This is a genomic window from Pseudomonas sp. NPDC089406, from assembly GCF_044900265.1.
Lineage (GTDB): Bacteria > Pseudomonadota > Gammaproteobacteria > Pseudomonadales > Pseudomonadaceae > Aquipseudomonas > Aquipseudomonas fakonensis.
The window spans coordinates 121,678-139,631 of sequence record NZ_JBJDNC010000003.1; the positions used below are offsets into that span (position 1 = coordinate 121,678).

The 17,954-nt window shown below is 65.6% G+C and carries 16 protein-coding genes; 5 read left to right on the forward strand and 11 right to left on the reverse strand.

Annotation, left to right across the window (positions count from 1 at the left end):
- Nucleotides 1-242: 242 nt before the first annotated feature.
- Complete coding sequence (locus ACI2KK_RS03135; protein ID WP_404667834.1) at nucleotides 243-644, forward strand: DoxX family protein; 402 nt, start codon at nucleotides 243-245, stop codon at nucleotides 642-644.
- A 41-nt stretch (nucleotides 645-685) separates the two neighbouring features.
- Here the strand turns inward: ACI2KK_RS03135 and ACI2KK_RS03140 are convergent, their stop codons facing one another.
- The 3 genes from ACI2KK_RS03140 to ACI2KK_RS03150 form a co-directional block, all read right to left on the reverse strand.
- The gene (locus ACI2KK_RS03140; protein ID WP_404667835.1) at nucleotides 686-1,702 is read right to left on the reverse strand and encodes an alpha/beta hydrolase; all 1,017 of its coding nucleotides are present in this window, start codon (nucleotides 1,700-1,702) and stop codon (nucleotides 686-688) included.
- Between the two features lie 31 nt (nucleotides 1,703-1,733).
- Nucleotides 1,734-1,979, reverse strand: coding sequence for a DUF2790 domain-containing protein (locus tag ACI2KK_RS03145; protein ID WP_404667836.1), 246 nt, complete (start codon nucleotides 1,977-1,979; stop codon nucleotides 1,734-1,736).
- Nucleotides 1,980-2,211: 232 nt separating this feature from the next.
- Nucleotides 2,212-3,699, reverse strand: a complete 1,488-nt coding sequence (locus tag ACI2KK_RS03150) for a YifB family Mg chelatase-like AAA ATPase (protein ID WP_404667837.1) — start codon at nucleotides 3,697-3,699, stop codon at nucleotides 2,212-2,214.
- Between the two features lie 174 nt (nucleotides 3,700-3,873).
- Between ACI2KK_RS03150 and ACI2KK_RS03155 the strand changes: the two genes are divergently transcribed.
- The gene (locus ACI2KK_RS03155) at nucleotides 3,874-4,140 is read left to right on the forward strand and encodes a type II toxin-antitoxin system RelB/DinJ family antitoxin (RefSeq protein ID WP_404667838.1); all 267 of its coding nucleotides are present in this window, start codon (nucleotides 3,874-3,876) and stop codon (nucleotides 4,138-4,140) included.
- A 37-nt stretch (nucleotides 4,141-4,177) separates the two neighbouring features.
- On the opposite strand, the gene ACI2KK_RS03160 is transcribed toward ACI2KK_RS03155, so the two are convergent.
- From ACI2KK_RS03160 to ACI2KK_RS03180, 5 genes are all read right to left on the reverse strand, one after another.
- Nucleotides 4,178-5,983: a M48 family metalloprotease gene (locus ACI2KK_RS03160; protein ID WP_404667839.1), complete on the reverse strand. Its 1,806-nt coding sequence runs from the start codon at nucleotides 5,981-5,983 to the stop codon at nucleotides 4,178-4,180.
- A gap of 4 nt (nucleotides 5,984-5,987) precedes the next feature.
- Entirely contained in the window at nucleotides 5,988-7,985 is a 1,998-nt protein-coding gene (locus ACI2KK_RS03165; RefSeq protein WP_404667840.1) for a DUF4034 domain-containing protein, read from the reverse strand.
- Nucleotides 7,986-8,126: 141 nt separating this feature from the next.
- Nucleotides 8,127-10,817 carry a magnesium-translocating P-type ATPase gene (mgtA, locus tag ACI2KK_RS03170; protein ID WP_404667841.1) on the reverse strand — a complete coding sequence of 897 codons (2,691 nt, stop codon included), beginning with the start codon at nucleotides 10,815-10,817 and terminating at the stop codon, nucleotides 8,127-8,129.
- 872 nt (nucleotides 10,818-11,689) lie between these two features.
- The gene (locus ACI2KK_RS03175) at nucleotides 11,690-12,118 is read right to left on the reverse strand and encodes a molybdopterin-binding protein (protein ID WP_217840915.1); all 429 of its coding nucleotides are present in this window, start codon (nucleotides 12,116-12,118) and stop codon (nucleotides 11,690-11,692) included.
- A gap of 23 nt (nucleotides 12,119-12,141) precedes the next feature.
- Nucleotides 12,142-12,405, reverse strand: a complete 264-nt coding sequence (locus ACI2KK_RS03180; RefSeq protein ID WP_217840914.1) for an accessory factor UbiK family protein — start codon at nucleotides 12,403-12,405, stop codon at nucleotides 12,142-12,144.
- A gap of 395 nt (nucleotides 12,406-12,800) precedes the next feature.
- Between ACI2KK_RS03180 and glnK the strand changes: the two genes are divergently transcribed.
- The 3 genes from glnK (at nucleotide 12,801) to sutA (ending at nucleotide 15,279) form a co-directional block, all read left to right on the forward strand.
- The gene (gene glnK, locus ACI2KK_RS03185) at nucleotides 12,801-13,139 is read left to right on the forward strand and encodes a P-II family nitrogen regulator (protein WP_002555808.1); all 339 of its coding nucleotides are present in this window, start codon (nucleotides 12,801-12,803) and stop codon (nucleotides 13,137-13,139) included.
- 49 nt (nucleotides 13,140-13,188) lie between these two features.
- Nucleotides 13,189-14,520: an ammonium transporter gene (locus ACI2KK_RS03190; RefSeq protein WP_404667842.1), complete on the forward strand. Its 1,332-nt coding sequence runs from the start codon at nucleotides 13,189-13,191 to the stop codon at nucleotides 14,518-14,520.
- Between the two features lie 429 nt (nucleotides 14,521-14,949).
- Nucleotides 14,950-15,279 carry a transcriptional regulator SutA gene (gene sutA, locus ACI2KK_RS03195; RefSeq protein WP_217887061.1) on the forward strand — a complete coding sequence of 110 codons (330 nt, stop codon included), beginning with the start codon at nucleotides 14,950-14,952 and terminating at the stop codon, nucleotides 15,277-15,279.
- A gap of 383 nt (nucleotides 15,280-15,662) precedes the next feature.
- Here the strand turns inward: sutA and ACI2KK_RS03200 are convergent, their stop codons facing one another.
- From ACI2KK_RS03200 to ACI2KK_RS03210, 3 genes are read right to left on the reverse strand one after another with little or no spacing between them, the layout of a single operon-like run.
- Nucleotides 15,663-16,358, reverse strand: a complete 696-nt coding sequence (locus ACI2KK_RS03200; RefSeq protein ID WP_404667843.1) for an HAD family hydrolase — start codon at nucleotides 16,356-16,358, stop codon at nucleotides 15,663-15,665.
- Nucleotides 16,355-17,254, reverse strand: coding sequence for a tyrosine recombinase XerC (gene xerC, locus ACI2KK_RS03205; protein WP_404667844.1), 900 nt, complete (start codon nucleotides 17,252-17,254; stop codon nucleotides 16,355-16,357). The genes ACI2KK_RS03200 and xerC overlap by 4 nt, the downstream gene beginning before the upstream one ends.
- The gene (locus ACI2KK_RS03210; protein ID WP_369988688.1) at nucleotides 17,254-17,952 is read right to left on the reverse strand and encodes a DUF484 family protein; all 699 of its coding nucleotides are present in this window, start codon (nucleotides 17,950-17,952) and stop codon (nucleotides 17,254-17,256) included. The genes xerC and ACI2KK_RS03210 overlap by 1 nt, the downstream gene beginning before the upstream one ends.
- Nucleotides 17,953-17,954: the final 2 nt, after the last annotated feature.

Here is a 17,954-nt window from a genome sequence, read left to right on the forward strand (position 1 = left end):
CACCCACCCACCACACAAACACCACACCCCCCCCCCCCCCCCCCCCCCCCCCCCCCCCCCCCCCCCCCCCCCCCCCCCCCCCACACCCCCCCCCCCCCCCCCCCCCCCCCCCCCCCCCCCCCCCCCCCCCCCCCCCCCCCCGCTCCTACAGGGGCGCGTTTGTGCAACTTGAGCACATCTGCTCAAGCCTTCATCCTGCCGTGCGGGCACAGTCGGTCGTTTCGACTGCCGAGCCCACCACCATGCCCACTTTCGACTCCCCCAGGCTCACCGCCTTCGGCCTGCTGTTCATGCGCACCGCTGCGGCCGTGTTGCTGCTGTTGATCCACGGCCTGCCCAAGTTGCTCAACTGGTCCACCGAGCTGCAGCACATCGAAGACCCCTTCGGCCTGGGTGCCACCCTGACCCTGAGCCTTGCGGTATTTGCCGAGGTGCTGTGCCCGATCCTGCTGATCCTGGGCGTGTTCGCCCGCCTGGCCTGCCTGCCGGTGCTCGCCGTGCTGCTGGTGGCGCTGGTGGTGGTGCACCCGGACTGGAGCCTGGAGCAGGGGCAGTTTGCCTGGTTGCTGCTGGTGTTGTTCGGCGGGTTGGCGTTGACCGGGCCGGGGGCGTGGTCGGTGGCCGGGGTGCTGGCGCGGCGTTGATCGACATGACCGGGGCTGCAAGCAGCCCCGGTTACTGCGGGTTATTGAAGGTGCTTCTTCAGCGCCTGCGCCGCTTGGTCCATCGCACTGCGTGTGCCCGGCACCTCGCTCAGCACATTGAGCAAGCCAAAGTCATGGATCATCCCGTTGTAGCGCACCGCCGTCACCGGTACCCCGGCAGCGCCGAGCTTGCGGGCATAGGCTTCGCCTTCGTCGCGCAGCACGTCCATTTCGGCCGTTTGCACCAGCGCCGGCGGCAGGCCTTGCAACTGCTCCAGGGTGGCCCGCAGCGGCGAAGCATGGATGTCATCACGCTGGCGCGGGTCGCTGGTGTAGCTGTTCCAGAACCACTGCATCATGTTGCGGGTGAGGAAGTGCCCCTCGGCAAACTGGTTGTACGAGCCATTATTGAAGTTGGCATCGGTGACCGGCCACAGCAGGGCCTGGAAGCGCAGCTTCGGCGTACCGGCTTCCTTCGCCTTGATTGCCACTACCGCAGCCATGTTGCCGCCGACGCTGTTGCCGGCCACCGCCAGGCGGCTGCCGTCCACGCCGATCTGTTGGCCATGCTCGGCCACCCAGCGGGTGGCGGCGTAGGCCTGGTTGATGGCGGTAGGGAATTTCGCCTCTGGCGATGGCGTGTAATCGACGTACACCGCTGCCGCCCCAGAGCCCACCACCAGGTCGTGGATCAGCCGTTCGTGGGTGGGGTAGTCGCCCAGCACCCAGCCGCCGCCGTGGAAGAACATGAACACCGGCAACTCGCCCTTGGCCCCCTGTGGCCGTACCACGCGGATTTCCAGCGGCTGGCCATCGGCCTGGATGGTCCGGCGTTCCACCTGAATGCCCGCCAGGTCAACCTTGACCCCGGCCTGGGCGCCGCTGAGCACGGCCCGGGCGTCTTTGGGTGCCAAGGTTTCCAGCGGCTTGCCGCCACCGGCGGCGAGGGCCTCGAGGAAGCCCTGGGTGGTGGGCTCGACACCGGGGCTGCCGGCGGCGAAGGCGCTGTTCACGGCAAGGGCCAGCAGGCCGGCGGTCAGGGTGCGGGACAGGTTCATGGTCTTGCTCCTCTGCTTGTGAGCCGGCGGCTCAGTTCTGGTTGCTGGCGGTGGTGGGTTGGCTGTAGCTCACGGCGCGCAACTGGCCGCTGCTGTCGCGGTAGGTGAGGGTGGCGCGGCTGGCGTGGCCTTGGCTGGCGGCCGGGGTGTCGACGGTGATCACCTGGGCGATGTCCAGGTCCATGCCGTAGTGGTACGGCGTGGCCTCGGTGGCGAAGGCGCCGGCGCTGGTGGCGAGGGTCAGGGTGGCGGCGGCGAGGATTTTGTTGAAAGTCATGATGGTTCTCCAGAAGGTGCTGAGTAGGTTTGGCGACTGCTTGCTGCGTGAGGTGAATATTGCGCGCAAATAGTTAGTGTGCAAAATATATTTCAACTATTGGGCTCATAGAGGTCCCTGTAGGAGCCGGCTTGCCGGCGATCACCGCCAACGGCGGTGCCAGGCTTGGCGGTCGTGTGGGTTGTGCGGGCCCTATCGCTGGCAAGCCAGCGCCTACACGGGGAAGCGCACCTCAGGATCCCGGGCGGTACTGCAACGCCTCTGCCAGGTGCGCCCGGGTAATGCCCTCGACCCCTTCAAGATCTGCCAGCGTGCGCGCCACCTTCAGCAACCGGTGCGCCGCTCGCAGCGACAAGGTCAGCCGTTCGCAGGCAGTCTCCAGCCAGGCCTGGTCAGAGGGTGTCAGGGTGCAATGCCGGCGCAGTCCGTCGAGAGCCAGAAAGGCATTGGCACAGCCCTGGCGGCGTTGTTGCAGCTCGCGTGCCGCAGCCACCACCTGGGCCACGCTGGCGCTGGTCTCGCCGCTGGGCTGGTTGCCCAGCACGGTGTTCTCCCGAGCCACGGTCAGGTGCAGGTCGATGCGGTCGAGCAGTGGCCCGGACAGCTTGTTGCGGTAGCGCTGGATCTGCTCCGGGCTGCACCGGCAGCGGCCGGTGGGGTCGCCGAAATAGCCGCAGGGGCAGGGGTTCATCGCTGCCACCAGTTGGAAGCGGGCCGGGAAGCGCACCCGGTCGCGGGCCCTGGCTACCACGATTTCGCCCGACTCCAGCGGCTCGCGCAGTACTTCGAGTACCCGTCGCTCGAATTCCGGCAACTCGTCGAGAAACAGCACACCGTGATGAGCCAGGGTGATCTCGCCCGGTTGCGGGCGGCTGCCGCCACCGACCAGCGCCGGGCCCGAGGCGGAGTGGTGCGGGTGGCGGAACGGCCGCTGCGGCCAGCTGTCGAGCGGGGCGTGGCCGCTGACCGAGCGGATCGCCGCCACTTCCAGCGCCTCGCGCTCGTCCAGCGGTGGCAGCAGGCCGGGCAGGCGGCTGGCCAGCAGGGTCTTGCCGGTACCTGGGGGGCCGGTGAACAACAGGTTGTGCGCGCCAGCGGCGGCCACCAGCAGCGCGCGTTTGGCGGCGGCCTGGCCCTGCACCTCGCACAGGTCGGGGTAGGGGCGATGCTCCAGCAGCAGGCCGTTGGCAGCATAGGGCGGCAACGGCAGTTGCCCGCTCAGGTGGGCCACCAGCTCCTGCAGGTGCCCCACGGCATACACCACCAGCCCGCCCGCCAGGCTGGCCTCTTCGGCATTCTCCCGCGGCACCACCAATGCCCGCCCGGCATCCCGCGCGGCCAGCGCGGCGGGCAGCACCCCCTGCACCGGGCGCAGGGCGCCAGACAGCGCCAGTTCGCCCAGGCATTCGATGTCTTCGAGGGTGGCCAGCGGCACCTGGCCGTTGGCGGCGAGTATCCCCAGGGCGATGGCCAGGTCGTAGCGCCCACCGTCCTTGGGCAGGTCGGCAGGGGCGAGGTTCTGGGTGATGCGCCGGGCCGGGTAGTCCAACCCCGAGTTGACGATGGCGCTGCGCACCCGGTCCTTCGATTCCTTGACCGTGGCTTCCGGCAGGCCGACCAGGGTGAGTGCGGGCAGGCCGTTGGCCAGGTGGGTTTCGACGCTGACAGCAGGTGCCAGCACGCCAACCTGGGCGCGGCTGTGGACGAGGGCGAGGGACATGGGCACTCCGTGGTTTGCCAGAAGGGGCCGCTTCCTGCGGCTGGCAAAGCTTAGTGCTGCTGGCGGGGGGCAAGCCGGAAAGAGTGCTTCGAGGTTTTGCTGTCAGTCAGGGCGCATGCCGTGACGGATACACTGGCAACTTCGCTTTCCCACCAGCAGATACCTGGAGGATCAATGGCCAAGACAGAAGTCCTGAGCATCCACATCGACAGCCAGCTCAAAACTCAAGCCGCAAGCGTTCTGGCCGAGTTGGGCATTACCAGCTCGCAGGCCATCCAGATGTTGTTTTATCAGGTGGCGAGGGCCAGAACGCTGCCGTTTGACGTCACCGTGGCGCGGCTCAATGAGCGCGCCCGGCAAGCCATGACAGAGCATGATCAGCCGCACACCCTGCGCATGCATGAAAACGCAGAGGCGTTGTTCAAGAGCCTGGGCATTTGAACCTCAAGCGGCGCTTGCTGCGAACGAGTGTTTGGCTCTACCCCTGATCATGCAACGCACACCGTGCATCACAATGCTGCAGCATCGGGTCGAAGGCATCGAGCATCAGTGCTTCCAGCGGTAGATCGACCCGCGGCAGTACGCGGTCCAGCGCCACCTGGCAGTACTGGCGTTCGTAGTGGGCCTCGCCGGTGATGCGCTGCAGCAAGCGCGACAGCGCCGTCGACGGCGGCTTGATCAGCAGCAGGTGCTGGTTGGCGCCGGTCTCGCGCAGCAGCCACACGCCTTCGGCCTGGGACAGCAACGGCGCCAGGGTGTCGCTCAGGCGCTGTAGCTGCGAGGCCGAAAGGCCGTGGTGCTCGTAGCTGGGCGCCTGTTCGCTTTGCTGCACCAGGCTGTCGGCCTGGGCGCGTAACGCTTGTGCTGCGGCCCAGTCCTGCCCGCGCAGGGCCTGCTCGGCCATGTGATGCAGGGCGCTGACCTGGTAGTAGCCCGGCTGCTCGGCCAAGGGCTGCCAGCAGCTGGCGGCGCTGGCGAAGTCGCCTTGCTCTTGCAGCTTCTGGGCGTGCTGGAACATCAGCCAATGATGTTCAGGCGCCATGGCCAGGCCCTGTTCGAGCCAGGGGCCGCGTTCTTCGGCCGGCACCTGCAGGCAGTCTTCGAGCCAGGCCAGGCGTGCCATTTCGTCGACACTGAGTGCGCGCAATGCACGCTTGCTGAGCAGGCCGTGCACTTCACCGCGCTGCGCGCGCCGGCGTTGGCTGGCTTGTTCATGGCGCTGCTGAAACTGCTCGGCACAGCGCTCGTCCATGGCCTGGGCCAGGGCCTGGTGCTCGGCCCCCAGCCACAGCTGGGCGGCGCTGGCTGAGGGGCGCTGCCAGGCGATCGGTGCATGCTGCGCATCGCTGTCCACTGCCAGGGCTTGCAGGCGCTGGGCCAGGCTGGGATGGGTGGAATGCTCGTCTGCTTCTTCATCCAGCGCATCATGCAGCCAGGTGCAGGCCTGGGCGCGGTCCAGCGGCTCGGCCAGGGCCTGGCCGCGGGCCAGTTCGACGAAGTGCCCGCTGTTGGCGGCGGCATAGCGTTGTGGCCAGAACACTCGGCGCAGCGCGCGGGACTGGATGCGCAGGCCGATCAGCGCCTGGGCCATGGGGATGCTGCCGCAGGCTTGCGCGGCCTCGGCATCGGCCTGGTACTCGCAACTGCGGGCGAAGGCGAAGCTGACCTCAAGCAGGCGCGGCACGTACCAGGCAACGAACAGGCGCAGCGGGGCGTGGGCCAGGCCGATGTGTTTTTCGCTGCGCTCGCCCAGTGCCCGCCAGCGCTCGCGGGCAAAATACAGGCGGCTGCTGTAGCGGCCATGGCGCTGGGCGATATGGGCGAACTCGTGTGCCAGCACGGCGGTGCAGGCGGTGGTGTCGAGGGTTTCCAGCAGCGGCAGGCCCAGCACCAGCACATTGTGCGGGCGGCCGAACAGCGACGCGCGCTGGCGAATGCTGGCGTTGAAGCCCTCGTCCAGGTACACCGCGTCCGGCATCGGCGCGCCCAGGCGCGTGCGTACCTGCTCGACGGCTGCAGCCAGGGCGGGGACGGCGTTTGCATGCAGCTCGATACCTGGCGCCTCGTCGTCGTCGCGGCGGCTGAAGGCCTGGCGGGCGATCGACCAGCCCATCAGCGGCGACGGCAGGGTCAGCGCCGCCGCCAGCCAGCCGGCCCAGCCCGGCAGCAGCAGCCAGGCGAGCAGCGGCAGCAGGCAGAGCAATGTGCTGAGGGTAATCAGAAAAGCTTCGCCGAACCACAGCCAGGCATGGATGCGCAGCCGTTCGCTGAATGTTGCGGCCATGGCCTCAGCGGGCCTCTGGTGCTGGCGGCAGTTCGCCCGGGACGAACTTGCCTTGGGTCAGGAAGGCCTTGAAGGCGGTGAAAATCGACAGCAGGCGGTTATGCGAGTTGTACACCCGCTCGGCGATCTCGATGATCTCTTCGCTGTCTTCGTTGATCTGGTGCCCGCGGGTGGCCCATTGCATGGCGGCGAAGCGGTTCTTGCGCGGCGCGCCGCGGCCTTCGAGCCAGGCCAGGGCGATTTCGGCGCAGGCGCGCCCGGCAACCCAGTCGTGGGAGTGGTCGAACACCGACAACAGGTAGCGCAGGCCCAGTTCGTGGTCCACCGGCTCGCCGTAGCGGCGCAGCAAAATGCCCAACTGCACTTTGGCATGACCGTCGGTCTGGTCCTCGCCCATGGCGTCGATCAGCAGTTTCCACACCTCGACCCGGGCCACCGGGTCGTGCATGTCTTCGTTGTTCATGCGATCGCGCGCCAGGTTGTACTTGCTGACCTTGCAGCCGGCCTCGGCGGAGCGCTTGAGCCAGTAGTCAGCCTTGTGCGCGTCGATGTACTGCTCGGGGGTGTCGTTGAACCAGCCGCGGTGCACGTCGTACAAGGCGCTGGCGGCGTCTACCCGGCCGAGGTCGGCCAGGCGCTGCCAGAGGAAACAGGCCACCGGGTGCAGGCCGGCATGCCAGATCATGCGTGGTATTTCTTCGAGGTCGAAACCAAAGCCCTCGCGCCCGTTCTGGCGCTTGGCGGCGGTTTGCAGCCATTGTTCGGCAAGCTCCGGCGAGCGCTCGAAGCCCCACACGCCGAACTGGTGGCCGGCGGCGCGCAGGGCGCAGGCGGCGGCGTAGTTGCTCAGGGCGCTGAGGCGTTCGATGGCGTTCTTGAAGGTGTTCTGCGGGTCGGGCTGCGGGTCGTACAAGCTGATGTACACCAGGCTCCAGAACGGGTCGCCGAGGTTGCCGACCCAGCCTTCACCCGGGTACAGCGCGACGCTTTGGCTGTAGCACTGCATGGCTTCTGGGTGGTTGCCCAGCGAATAGCGCTGGAACGCCCCCTCCCAGGCCAGCAAGGTGGCGCGCTCCAGCGGGCGCAGCTCAAGCGGCTTCCAGTAGTCGAACACCTCTTGCCAGGCGGCGACTTCCTCGCTGTCTTCGGCCTTGGGCAGCTCGATCTGGTCCTCGAAGATCAGCCAGCGAATGGCGTTGCGCTGGGCTTCGCTCCAGCTGGCGGTCAGCGGGCCGTCGGCCAGGCCGTCGATGTCGTCGTAGCTGCCGCCCCAGCGTGGCTTGAGGTAGGCGGCGTGGGTTTCGACGGCCTCGAAGCAGTTGGGCATCCATTGCATGGCGCACAGCAGCCAGTAGTCCTGCGGGCGCTCGAACTGGTGGGCTTCGCGGGGCGGCAGGATGGCCGGCAGCGCCTGCGGCACTTCGGCGGGGGCCTCGAGCTCGTAGCGTTCGAGGTAGCCGCGGGCGGTAGCCAGTGCTTCTTCCTCGGCGTGCTCGCCCGGGCGGTAGCTGGCCGGCTTGCCCTGGAACAGCTCATGCAACCAGCCGGGTTCGTTGAAGTGTGCGCAGATCTTGATCAGGCAGATGGCAGCTGCCGCCGGGCGCGGCGACAGCTGCATGGCCTTGAGCAGGTGCACGGCGGCCAGCTCGCAGGCTTGCGCCGCGCCCAGCCAGCGCTCCTGGGTGACCTCGGAGGCCACGTTGAAGGTGCGGATGAAAGTCGCTCGGTCGAAAGCATGCATACCCATCACCAGGTGGGCGTGGTAGCTGCCCGGGCAAGCTTCGATCCAGCCCTTGAGCACGCGGGTAAGGTCCTTGCCGATCTGGTGGTCCCAGTCGATCAGCATGTGCCCTTCGATGACTTCCGAGTACAGCGGCACCTCGCCTGGCGCGGCTTGCTGCCATTGGTTTTCGAGGTCTTCGCAGAACGCGGTGAGTTCGTTGAATGCGCGGGCTTGCGCCAGTTCACGCAGGTGCTGGCGGGTGCTGGAAAACAATTGCAAGGGAGGGCTACCTTGTAAGTCCATTTAACAAAGGTGTGAGCTGGGTCACATACTGGCTAATGGTCATTATTCCGAAGCCCGCGCAGTGCGTAAAGCATGCACGGCGCGGGCTAGGGGTATCCCTGATGCCTCAGGAGCCGCTCAGAACCACTGGCCGAAGCGGCGGATGTACAGGGTCTTCATGCCCTGGGCCACCAGGCAGTAGCCCAGCAGGGTGGCCACCAGCCAAGGGAAGTACTCCCACGGCAGCGGCACCAGCCCGACCATCGCCCCCAGCGGCGAGAACGGAATGTACAGCCCCAGGGCCATCACCAGCCCGGTGGCGAGGATCACCGGCAGCGCAGCGGTGCTCTGGAAGAACGGCACCTTGCGGGTGCGCAGCATGTGCACCACCAGGGTTTGCGACAGCAGCCCCTCGACGAACCAGCCGGACTGGAACAGCGCCTGCATTTCCACGCTGTTGGCGGCGAACACGTACCACATCAGGGCGAAGGTGGTGATGTCGAAAATCGACGAGGTGGGCCCGATCCACAGCATGAAGCGGCCGATGTTGCCGGCATCCCACTTGCGGGGCTGGCGCAGGAATTCCTTGTCCATGCGGTCCCAGGGCAGCGACAGCTGCGAGAAGTCGTACAGCAGGTTCTGCAGCAGCAGGTGAATCGCCAGCATCGGCATGAACGGGATGAATGCGCTGGCCACCAGCACCGAGAACACGTTGCCGAAGTTGGAGCTGGCGGTCATGCACAGGTACTTCATGATGTTGCCGAAGGTTTCGCGGCCCTTGAGCACGCCTTCTTCGAGCACCATCAGGCTCTTTTCCAGCAGGATGATATCGGCTGACTCCTTGGCGATATCGGTGCCGCTGTCCACCGAAATACCCACGTCGGCGTCGCGCAGGGCCGGGGCGTCGTTGATGCCGTCACCGAGAAAGCCGACGGTGTGGCCATTGGCTTGCAGCGCCTTGAGCACCCGCGACTTCTGCAGCGGGGTGAGCTTGGCGAACACCGTGCGTTCTTCCGCCAGCACCTGCAGTTGGCTTTCATCCAGTTGCTCGATGTCCTGGCCGAGCAGCGGCTGGCCGGGCTCCAGGCCCACTTCGCGGCACACCTTGGCGGTGACCACCGGGTTGTCGCCGGTGAGCACTTTCACCCTTACACCCATCTCGCGCAGGGCGGCGATGGCGGGGCCTGCGGTTTCCTTTGGCGGGTCGAGGAAGGTCAGCAGGCCACGAATCACCAGCCCGCGCTCGTCGTCGGCGTGGTACTGCGCCTTGCGCTCGCCAGCCAGGATTTTGCGGGTACCCACCAGCAGCACACGAAAGCCCTCCTGGTTGTAACGGCTGGCGCTGGCCAGCAGCTGTTCGCGGCGCGCGGCATCCAGGGGCAGGTGCTGGCCGTCATCCTCCACGTGGGTCGCGATGGCGAGCATCTCTTCCACCGCACCCTTGCTCACCAGCAGGTGCTCGCCCAGGGCATCCTTGACGATCACCGACAGGCGCCGGCGGATGAAGTCGAACGGCAGCTCATCGACCTTGGCGTAGGCGAAGGGTGGCTGGAACTGGCTGTTTTCGCCGGCAAAGCGCAGCACGGCCTGGTCCATCAGGTTTTTCACGCCGCTCTGGTGGTGGCTGTTGAGCCAGGCCAGCTGCAGCAGGTGCGGGTTGCTTTGGCCGTCGAGGCCGACGTGGTGCTCGAGGATGATGCGGTCCTGGGTCAGGGTGCCGGTCTTGTCGGTGCACAGCACATCCATCGAGCCGAAGTTCTGGATGGCGTTCAGGCGTTTGACCACCACTTTGCGCCGGGCCATGGCCACGGCGCCCTTGGCCAGGTTGGCGCTGACGATCATCGGCAGCATTTCCGGGGTCAGGCCCACGGCCACGGCCAGGGCGAACAGGAAGGCATCGCTCCAGTCGCCCTTGACCACCCCGTTGAGCACGAACACCACCGGCACCATCACCAGCATGAAGCGGATCAACAGGGCGCTGACGCTGTTCACCCCGCGGTCGAAGGCGGTCTGGCTGCGCGAGCCGGCGATGGCCTTGGCCAGCGAGCCGAAGTAGGTGCGTTTGCCGGTGGCCACCACCACGGCGCGGGCCCGGCCGCTGACCACGTTGGTACCCATGAAACCGACATTGGGCAGCTCGAGCAGGTTGCCGTCGCCGCTGCTGCTGCCTTCGGCGGACTTCTGCGCCACATGGCCCAAGGTGTCGTACTTCTCGACCGGCAGCGCCTCGCCGGTGAGCACGGCCTGGCTGATGAACAGGTCGCGGGACTCGATCAGGCGGATGTCAGCGGGGATCATGTCGCCGGCGGCCAGTTGCACGATGTCACCGGCCACCAGCTCGTTCATGGGCACTTCGCGCAGACGGGCAGGGCGGTCGATGCGTTCGCGGCGTAGCACCGTGGCAGTGGTGCGGACCATCGCCTTGAGGGCTTCGGCGGCCTTGCCCGAACGGTACTCCTGCCAGAAGCGCAGCAGGCCGCTGAGGCTGACCATGGTGAGGATGATGATCACCTTGGTCAGGTCGAGGTCGTCGGTGTCGCCGGCCTGCAGCGGCAGCCAGTAGTCAGTGACGAAGCTGATGGCGGCCAGAGTCAGCAGTACATAGATGAAGGGGTTGTGCAGCGCCTTGAGCAGTTGCACCAGGCCCGGTTGGGGTTTGTCGTGGGCGACTTCGTTGGCGCCGTCACGCAGCAGGCGCTTGGCGGCCTCGTGTTCGGTCAGGCCGAGTTCGCTGGTATCGAGGTTGGCGAAGGTCACGCCCAGGCCGTTGCGGGCTTCGCGGGCGGCGTGGACTTCGCAGGCTTTGGTGTTGCGGTCTTTTACGGTCATTTGGCTGTGCTCCTGCCGCAGGAGGCGGCACGACACACAGCGGGCTCACTACGGTGAGTAGGCGTGGGTCGGGCCGCGATCATTCGATCGGTTTTTTGTCCGGCGTTTTCGGGTTCGCTGGCGAAGGCCGGGTTTATTGTCGGCAGCGAACTTTCTACTGGCTGAGTCCATGGTGTTTCGAGTTCCTTTTAAAAGTTTCAGGCAATAAGTTTCCTGCGAACTTACATGATCGAAAGTTCGGGCTTATATATGGATTGTTCAGTTTTTATCGGGCGCCGCGCGCGCAGCCGATTACGCTAGGAGCGCGGTTTATCGACTTGGAGGTTCCGGGTTGTCGTCGGCGTGGCACCGCCATGCGACGTGCAGCCGTGGGCCGCGCGCAAAGGGCAGGTGGGCATGTGGCGAGGCCGCAGGCTGCGTAGCATGGCGCGGCACAAGAGGGGCGCGGGGCCGGCGATGTATGCAGGTATTGAAGTTCATGAGCTTGCCTCCGTCCGGGCTGGCACCCGGGGCGGCAAGCTACGGCGGAGCATCAGGCTCTGGCGCGGCTTGCCCGACCTTGGGGGCGGGCCCGGTATTCCGGTTCAGGTGCCTGGCAGCCAGGGGCGGCCAGGCAGCGACTAGATACTGTGTCCATTGAATTCTTCGTGAGTTGAAATAAAGGCCCGTTTCAAGGGCGGTGGAACTTTATGCAAAGCATAGCGGGTGAGTCAACAGGCAAGGTGTAACTTAAAGAAGTTTCATCTTGTGTTCATAGGACTATATATGTAGGAAATTTCATATTTCATTTGAAGGCTACATCGCCGGCAAGCCGGCTCCTACAAGGGGCGGTGAACCGTTCTGTAGGAGCCGGGGCCGGCAAACGCATCAAATCAGGGCTTTGCACCCAGAATGATATGCGAGGCCTTGATCAGCGCGGTGGCCTTCACACCTGGCGCCAGGCCGAGCTCCTGCACCGCCTCGCGGGTGACGATGGCAAACACTTCGGTGCCACCGGCCAGCTTCAGTACCACTTCGGCGTTGACTGCGCCGTCGCCTACACGCACCACCTCACCTTCCAGGGCGTTGCGCGCCGACAGGCGATAACCGTCGGCGTCGGTCATCAGCACCACCCAGGGTGCCTTGACCAGTGCCACGGCCTGCTTGCCGACATTGATGTTGAGGTTGTGCAGGCTGGTCATGGTGACCACGGCCACCAGTTTTTCGCCGCCACCCAGGGTCAGTTCGACCTCGGCATTCACCGCGCCAGGCTGGACGGCGCTGACGGTACCTTCGAAGACATTGCGGGCACTGACTTTCATGTAAACGCTCCGTGTATCGGTTGTTATTCTGCGGGCGGCGGCGCCAGCCGGGCTTCCAGCTCGGCAAATTGCTGCTCCAGCGCCTCCAGGCGGGCGCGGGTGCGGGCCAGCACCACCATCTGGCTGTCGAATTCGTCGCGGCTGACCAGGTCGAGCTTGCTGAAAGCGCCCTGCATCAACACCTTGAACTGGCTTTCCAGTTCGGCGCGAGGCTGTGCGGTGTCACCGCTGAACAGGCGCGAGGCCTGGTCGCTCAGGGCATCGAGAAAGGCTTTGGGCGCGAGCATGTGTGGCTATCCGCTGATCTGTGAAAGGGCAGCAGTGTAGCACGCAGCTTTTTTGCACCGTGCCTGCACACTTTTTGCGCAGCGTGGCCAAAGGTCGCGCACCGAATTTGTGCAGCTTTGCCCTGCTGGCGACTGGCCAATCCCGAGTGTTTCACGCAACTAGCTGTTTTTTGGCGTTTTCCCGTACCTGGCAAGGTTTCTGCAAAGACCTGTTCAAGCCGTGCACTGATGCAGTCCATCGAGAGCAAGCAGTGCGCAAGGCCCACCGTTACAGCCGCATCGTGTCTTGGCGGGGAGGATGGAGCCGACGATGCGTTACAAAGCCAGGCGCTGCGCTTAGACTTGAGACGGGTTTGTTTTCCTGGGGCAAGTCCACCAAATCGGGAGAGAGTTTCATGAAGCTAGTCACTGCCATCATCAAGCCGTTCAAGCTGGACGACGTGCGCGAGTCGCTGTCGGAAATCGGCGTGCAGGGCATCACCGTGACCGAGGTCAAGGGCTTCGGCCGTCAGAAGGGTCACACCGAGCTGTATCGCGGCGCCGAATATGTGGTCGATTTCCTGCCCAAGGTAAAGATCGATGTCGCCATCGATGACAAAGACCTTGATCGGGTGATCGAAGCCATCACCAAAGCGGCCAACACCGGCAAGATCGGTGACGGCAAAATCTTCGTGGTCAATCTGGAGCAGGCGATCCGCATCCGTACCGGCGAAACCGATACCGACGCGATCTAAGCGCTACAAAAAAAGCCTCACCAAACCCAACGCCCCAGGAGAAAACAACATGACTCTGCGCAAGATCGCAGGGCTAGGAGCCCTATTGTCCCTCGTAATGCCAGGGCTGGCCCTGGCCGAGGAAGCTGCCCCGGCGCTGAACTCCGGTGACACCGCCTGGATGCTCACCGCCACGGCGCTGGTGCTGTTCATGACCATCCCGGGCCTGGCGCTGTTCTACGGCGGCATGGTGCGTTCGAAGAACGTGCTGTCGGTGATGATGCAGTGCTTCGCCATCACCGGCCTGATGAGCCTCCTGTGGGTGATTTTCGGCTACAGCCTGGCCTTCGATACCACCGGTATGGAAAAGGGCGTACTCAACTTCAATTCCTTCGTCGGCGGCCTGAACAAGGCATTCCTCAGCGGCGTCACACCTGACAGCCTGACCTCGGCCACCGCGTTGTTCCCGGAAGCGGTGTTCATCACCTTCCAGATGACCTTCGCCATCATCACCCCGGCGCTGATCGTCGGCGCCTTCGCTGAACGCATGAAGTTCTCGGCCATGCTGATCTTCATGGCCATCTGGTTCGTGCTGGTCTACGCACCGATCGCGCACATGGTCTGGAGCGGTGACGGCGCGCTGATGTGGGACTGGGGCGTGCTGGACTTCGCTGGCGGCACCGTGGTGCACATCAACGCCGGTATCGCAGGCCTGGTCTGCTGCCTGGTACTGGGCAAGCGCAAGGGCTACCCGACCACCCCGATGGCCCCGCACAACCTGGGCTATACCCTGATCGGCGCGGCCATGCTGTGGATCGGCTGGTTCGGCTTCAACGCAGGCTCCGCCGCTGCCGCCAACGGCACCGCCGGCATGGCCATGCTGGTGACCCAGATCGCCACCGCCGCTGCCGCCCTGGGCTGGATGTTCGCCGAGTGGATCGGCCACGGCAAACCCAGCGCACTGGGCATTGCCTCGGGTGTGGTCGCGGGCCTGGTAGCCATCACTCCGGCTGCCGGTACTGTGGGCCCGATGGGCGCCCTGGTGATCGGCCTGGTGTCGGGTGTGGTGTGCTACTTCTGCGCCACCAGCCTCAAGCGCAAGCTGGGCTATGACGACTCCCTCGACGCCTTTGGCGTGCACGGCATCGGCGGTATCGTCGGCGCCCTGCTCACCGGCGTGTTCGCGGCACCTGCCCTGGGCGGCTTCGGCGCGGTCACTGACATCGCTGCGCAGTTCTGGATCCAGGCCAAGGGTGTGATCTTCACCGTGGTCTACACCGCCATCGTCACCTACATCATCCTCAAGGTGCTGGATGTGCTGATGGGCCTGCGGGTCAACGAAGAAGAAGAGTCGGTCGGCCTCGACCTGGCTCAGCACAACGAGCGCGGCTACAACCTGTAACCGCCACGCTGGAAAACTTGCCCGGTTCGCCGGGCATTTTTTTGCCTGTAATTTGCCGTTTTGCCCGGGGCAAACGGTTTCTATGTCCTGTTCGCGACGCGGGCACAAAACTTACAACGGATCGGGCATTTCTGGTGCTTTGCTTTTTCTGCGAGCGCGCTAGAATGCGCGCCGAAGGGTGCTGCACAGGTTGTCCGCACACTTCGCTACCCTTTGCTAGGCTTGCAATAGCCTGTGGCCAGCAAGGGTTCAAGCATTTTGGTAGGGCTCTGCTTCGGGCAGGGCCTGTTGGGTGCCGGGCTCCCATCAGGAGGCGGGCACTGGAGGCAGTGGCCAACCCACGGCCAGTTGAATTTTCACCGGTAGCCGCCGGTCTACGGCTGCACCGGTCTATAACTAACCTGCTTTTCGCAAGTCATGAGGTAGAACATGAGCGACGATGATCTGGAAAACGACGACCTCGAAGTAGGTGACGAAGACGAGGGTGATGAGGGCATGGAGGCTGCGGCTGACGACGGCGCCGAAGATTCCGGCGACGACGACAGCAGCCCGGCACCCGCTGCCAAGGGCAAATCCAAGGCGGCGGTCTCGGTAGACGAGATGCCGAGCATGGAAGCCAAGCAGAAAGAGCGTGATGCCCTGGCCAAGGCGATGGAAGAGTTCCTTTCGCGCGGTGGCAAGGTGCAGGAAGTCGAGGCCAATGTGGTCGCCGACCCGCCCAAGAAGCCGGACAACAAGTACGGCAGCCGCCCTATCTGAGTGGCTGAATGCAAAAAAGCCCGCCGTCGCTGCGGGCTTTTTTGTGGGCGGTGGGATTGCGTGGCCTGCAAGCCGGCGCTGATCTGCAGGAGATCACCCAGCCCTTTCGGGCTGCGCTGTCGCGCAGAGAACTAGTCTCGCAGATGCACCGCGGTCCCTGTGGGAAGCGGCCTTGTGTCGCGATGGGTCGCGAAGCGGCCCCAAGGCCTCGGCCTCATGCAAAATTGCCGGGGCTGCTGCGCAGCCCATCGCGACACAAGGCCGCTTCCCACAGGGACTTTGGAGCATCTACGCGACAGTGCAGCCCGAAGGGCTGGGTGATCTCCTACAGGGATCGGGCCAGCTGTTCGAAATTGGGCAAGACAGTGTTCCCGCGTTCGCGCTCAGCGCCAGCGGGCGAGCACGTCGGGCAATTGCGACAGGCGCTGGATCTCGGCATCCGGTGCCTGCTCGCCTGTCCAGGCCAAGCCCCGCGGGTTGAACCACACCGCGCGCAAACCGGCACGCTGGGCCCCGGCGATGTCGTCGCCCGGGTGGTCGCCGATATGCACTGCGGCATCGGCCTGCACTTCACCGCGCTTGAGCGCCTCGAGGAACGGCGCCGGGTCGGGCTTGCCGATTCCCAAGTCCTCGGCGCACAAGGCGAACTTGAAGTAGTCCGCCAGGCCGATCCGGCGCACGTCGGCGTTGCCGTTGGTGACCACGCCCAGGGTGTAGTGATGGCGCAGAATCTCCAGCACCGGCTGCACCTCGGGGAACACCTCGACCTGGTGACGGGCGTGCAGGAACACCTCGAAGCCTTCGTTGGCCAGCTCCAGGGCGTGTTTCTCGCTGTAGCCGACTTCTTCCAGGGCATGGAACAGCACCCGCCGGCGCAGGGCGCTGATGCGGTGCTTGAGGCCCGGCTCGGCCTGCACCAGGCGCTCGCGGATGGCGAACAGGTGCTCGACCGGCACCGCGCCCAGAGTCGGTGCGTTGGCTTCGAGCCAGTCGCGTAATACCACTTCGGCGCTGGCGATCACCGGCGCGGTATCCCACAGGGTGTCGTCGAGGTCGAAGGTGATCAGCTTGATGCTCATGAGTCTGTGCCTTTGCTGCGTTTGGCCCGGGGGTGGGCGCTGTCGTACACCGTGGCCAGGTGCTGGAAGTCCAGGTGGGTGTAGATCTGCGTGGTGCTGATGTCGGCGTGGCCGAGCATTTCTTGTACCGCGCGCAGGTCCTGGGACGATTCGAGCAGGTGGCTGGCGAAGGAATGGCGAAGCATGTGCGGGTGCAGGTGCTGGCCGAGCTCGCGCTCGCCGGCGGTCTTCACCCGCAGTTGGATGGCCCGCGGGCTCAGGCGCTTGCCCTGGCGGGTGATGAACACCGCGCCGTCCTGCGGGCTGCCGATGCCGCGCAGGCGCAACCAGGCCTGCAGTGCCTCGCGAGCCTTGCGCCCGACCGGCAGCACGCGGCTCTTGCCGCCCTTGCCGAGCACCTGCACCAGGCCGCCGGCAAGGTCCAGCTGCTCAAGATCCAGGCCGGTCAGCTCCGACAGGCGCAGGCCGGAGGAGTAGAACAGCTCGAGGATGGCCTGGTCGCGGCGGGCGATGAAGTCGTCGTCCACGCCGCCGTCGAGCAACTGCAGGGCGCGGTCGGTGTCCAGCGCCTTGGGCAGGCGCCGTTCGCCCTTGGGCGGCGACAGGCCGTTGGCCGGGTCGTGCTGGCACAGGCCTTCGCGGTTGAGGTAGCGGTACAGCCCGCGCACCGCCGACAGCAGCCGCGCCAGGCTGCGCGAGGACTGGCCGTGGTGGTGCTGGCGCGCCACCAGCTGGCGCAGTTGCTGCACCTGCAGCGCGCCCCAGCCGGCAATGCCCTGGGTGTTGCAGAATTCGACGACCTTTTCCAGGTCGCGGCGGTAGCCCTTGAGGGTGTGGTCGGACACCTGGCGCTCGTTGCGCAGGTGTGCGCAATAAGCCTCCAGCTGGCGTTCCATCAGCGTACCGGGCGTAGCGTGTTGGTGAAGCGCGGCACCACGCGGCCGAGCACTTCGGCGATGTAGCTGAGGAACAGGGTGCCGACGCTGCTCTTGTAGTGCTGCGGGTCGCGGCTGCCGATCGCCAGCACACCGTGCAGGCCCTGGTACTCCAGGGTGGCCACGGCGCTGGAGCCGACCTCCTTGTGCTGGTCGCTGCCGAACAGGAAGGCCAGCTCGTGCTCGCGCAGGCTGCCGCTGATGGTCTTGCCGCCGCCGATCAGCCCGCCGATGGCTTGCTGCGCTTCGGCACCGGACACCCAGCGGCCCACCGGGGCGGCATTTTCGCCAAACAGGATCAGGCTGACGAAGGGCACCTGGAATTCCTGGCGCAGGCTGTCCTCGACGGCCATCACCACTTCTTCCAGGCTGCCGGCGTCGAGCAGGTCGAGGATCAGCCGGCGCGTCTTGTCGAACAGCCGGTCGTTGTCGCGGGCCACGTCCATCAGTTGCGACAGGCGGTGGCGCATCTCGATGTTGCGGTCACGCAGCAGCTTGAGCTGGCGCTCCACCAGCGACACGCTGTCACCGCGCTGGTGGGGGATGCGCTGCTCGACCAGCAGCTCGTCATGCTCGGCGAAGAACGTGGGGTGGGCGCGCAGGTAGGCGACCACCGCGTCGGCGTCGAGCTCGGGTACTGCTTTGGGCTGATCGGTCATGG

Bases quoted from the DNA above. Each gene is read 5' to 3' on its own strand.
- ACI2KK_RS03135 (WP_404667834.1), top strand. From the start codon at position 243: ATGCCCACTTTCGACTCCCCCAGGCTCACCGCCTTCGGCCTGCTGTTC.
- ACI2KK_RS03140 (WP_404667835.1), bottom strand. From the start codon at position 1,702: ATGAACCTGTCCCGCACCCTGACCGCCGGCCTGCTGGCCCTTGCCGTG.
- ACI2KK_RS03145 (WP_404667836.1), bottom strand. From the start codon at position 1,979: ATGACTTTCAACAAAATCCTCGCCGCCGCCACCCTGACCCTCGCCACC.
- ACI2KK_RS03150 (WP_404667837.1), bottom strand. From the start codon at position 3,699: ATGTCCCTCGCCCTCGTCCACAGCCGCGCCCAGGTTGGCGTGCTGGCA.
- ACI2KK_RS03155 (WP_404667838.1), top strand. From the start codon at position 3,874: ATGGCCAAGACAGAAGTCCTGAGCATCCACATCGACAGCCAGCTCAAA.
- ACI2KK_RS03160 (WP_404667839.1), bottom strand. From the start codon at position 5,983: ATGGCCGCAACATTCAGCGAACGGCTGCGCATCCATGCCTGGCTGTGG.
- mgtA (WP_404667841.1), bottom strand. From the start codon at position 10,817: ATGACCGTAAAAGACCGCAACACCAAAGCCTGCGAAGTCCACGCCGCC.
- ACI2KK_RS03175 (WP_217840915.1), bottom strand. From the start codon at position 12,118: ATGAAAGTCAGTGCCCGCAATGTCTTCGAAGGTACCGTCAGCGCCGTC.
- ACI2KK_RS03180 (WP_217840914.1), bottom strand. From the start codon at position 12,405: ATGCTCGCGCCCAAAGCCTTTCTCGATGCCCTGAGCGACCAGGCCTCG.
- glnK (WP_002555808.1), top strand. From the start codon at position 12,801: ATGAAGCTAGTCACTGCCATCATCAAGCCGTTCAAGCTGGACGACGTG.
- ACI2KK_RS03190 (WP_404667842.1), top strand. From the start codon at position 13,189: ATGACTCTGCGCAAGATCGCAGGGCTAGGAGCCCTATTGTCCCTCGTA.
- sutA (WP_217887061.1), top strand. From the start codon at position 14,950: ATGAGCGACGATGATCTGGAAAACGACGACCTCGAAGTAGGTGACGAA.
- ACI2KK_RS03200 (WP_404667843.1), bottom strand. From the start codon at position 16,358: ATGAGCATCAAGCTGATCACCTTCGACCTCGACGACACCCTGTGGGAT.
- xerC (WP_404667844.1), bottom strand. From the start codon at position 17,254: ATGGAACGCCAGCTGGAGGCTTATTGCGCACACCTGCGCAACGAGCGC.
- ACI2KK_RS03210 (WP_369988688.1), bottom strand. From the start codon at position 17,952: ATGACCGATCAGCCCAAAGCAGTACCCGAGCTCGACGCCGACGCGGTG.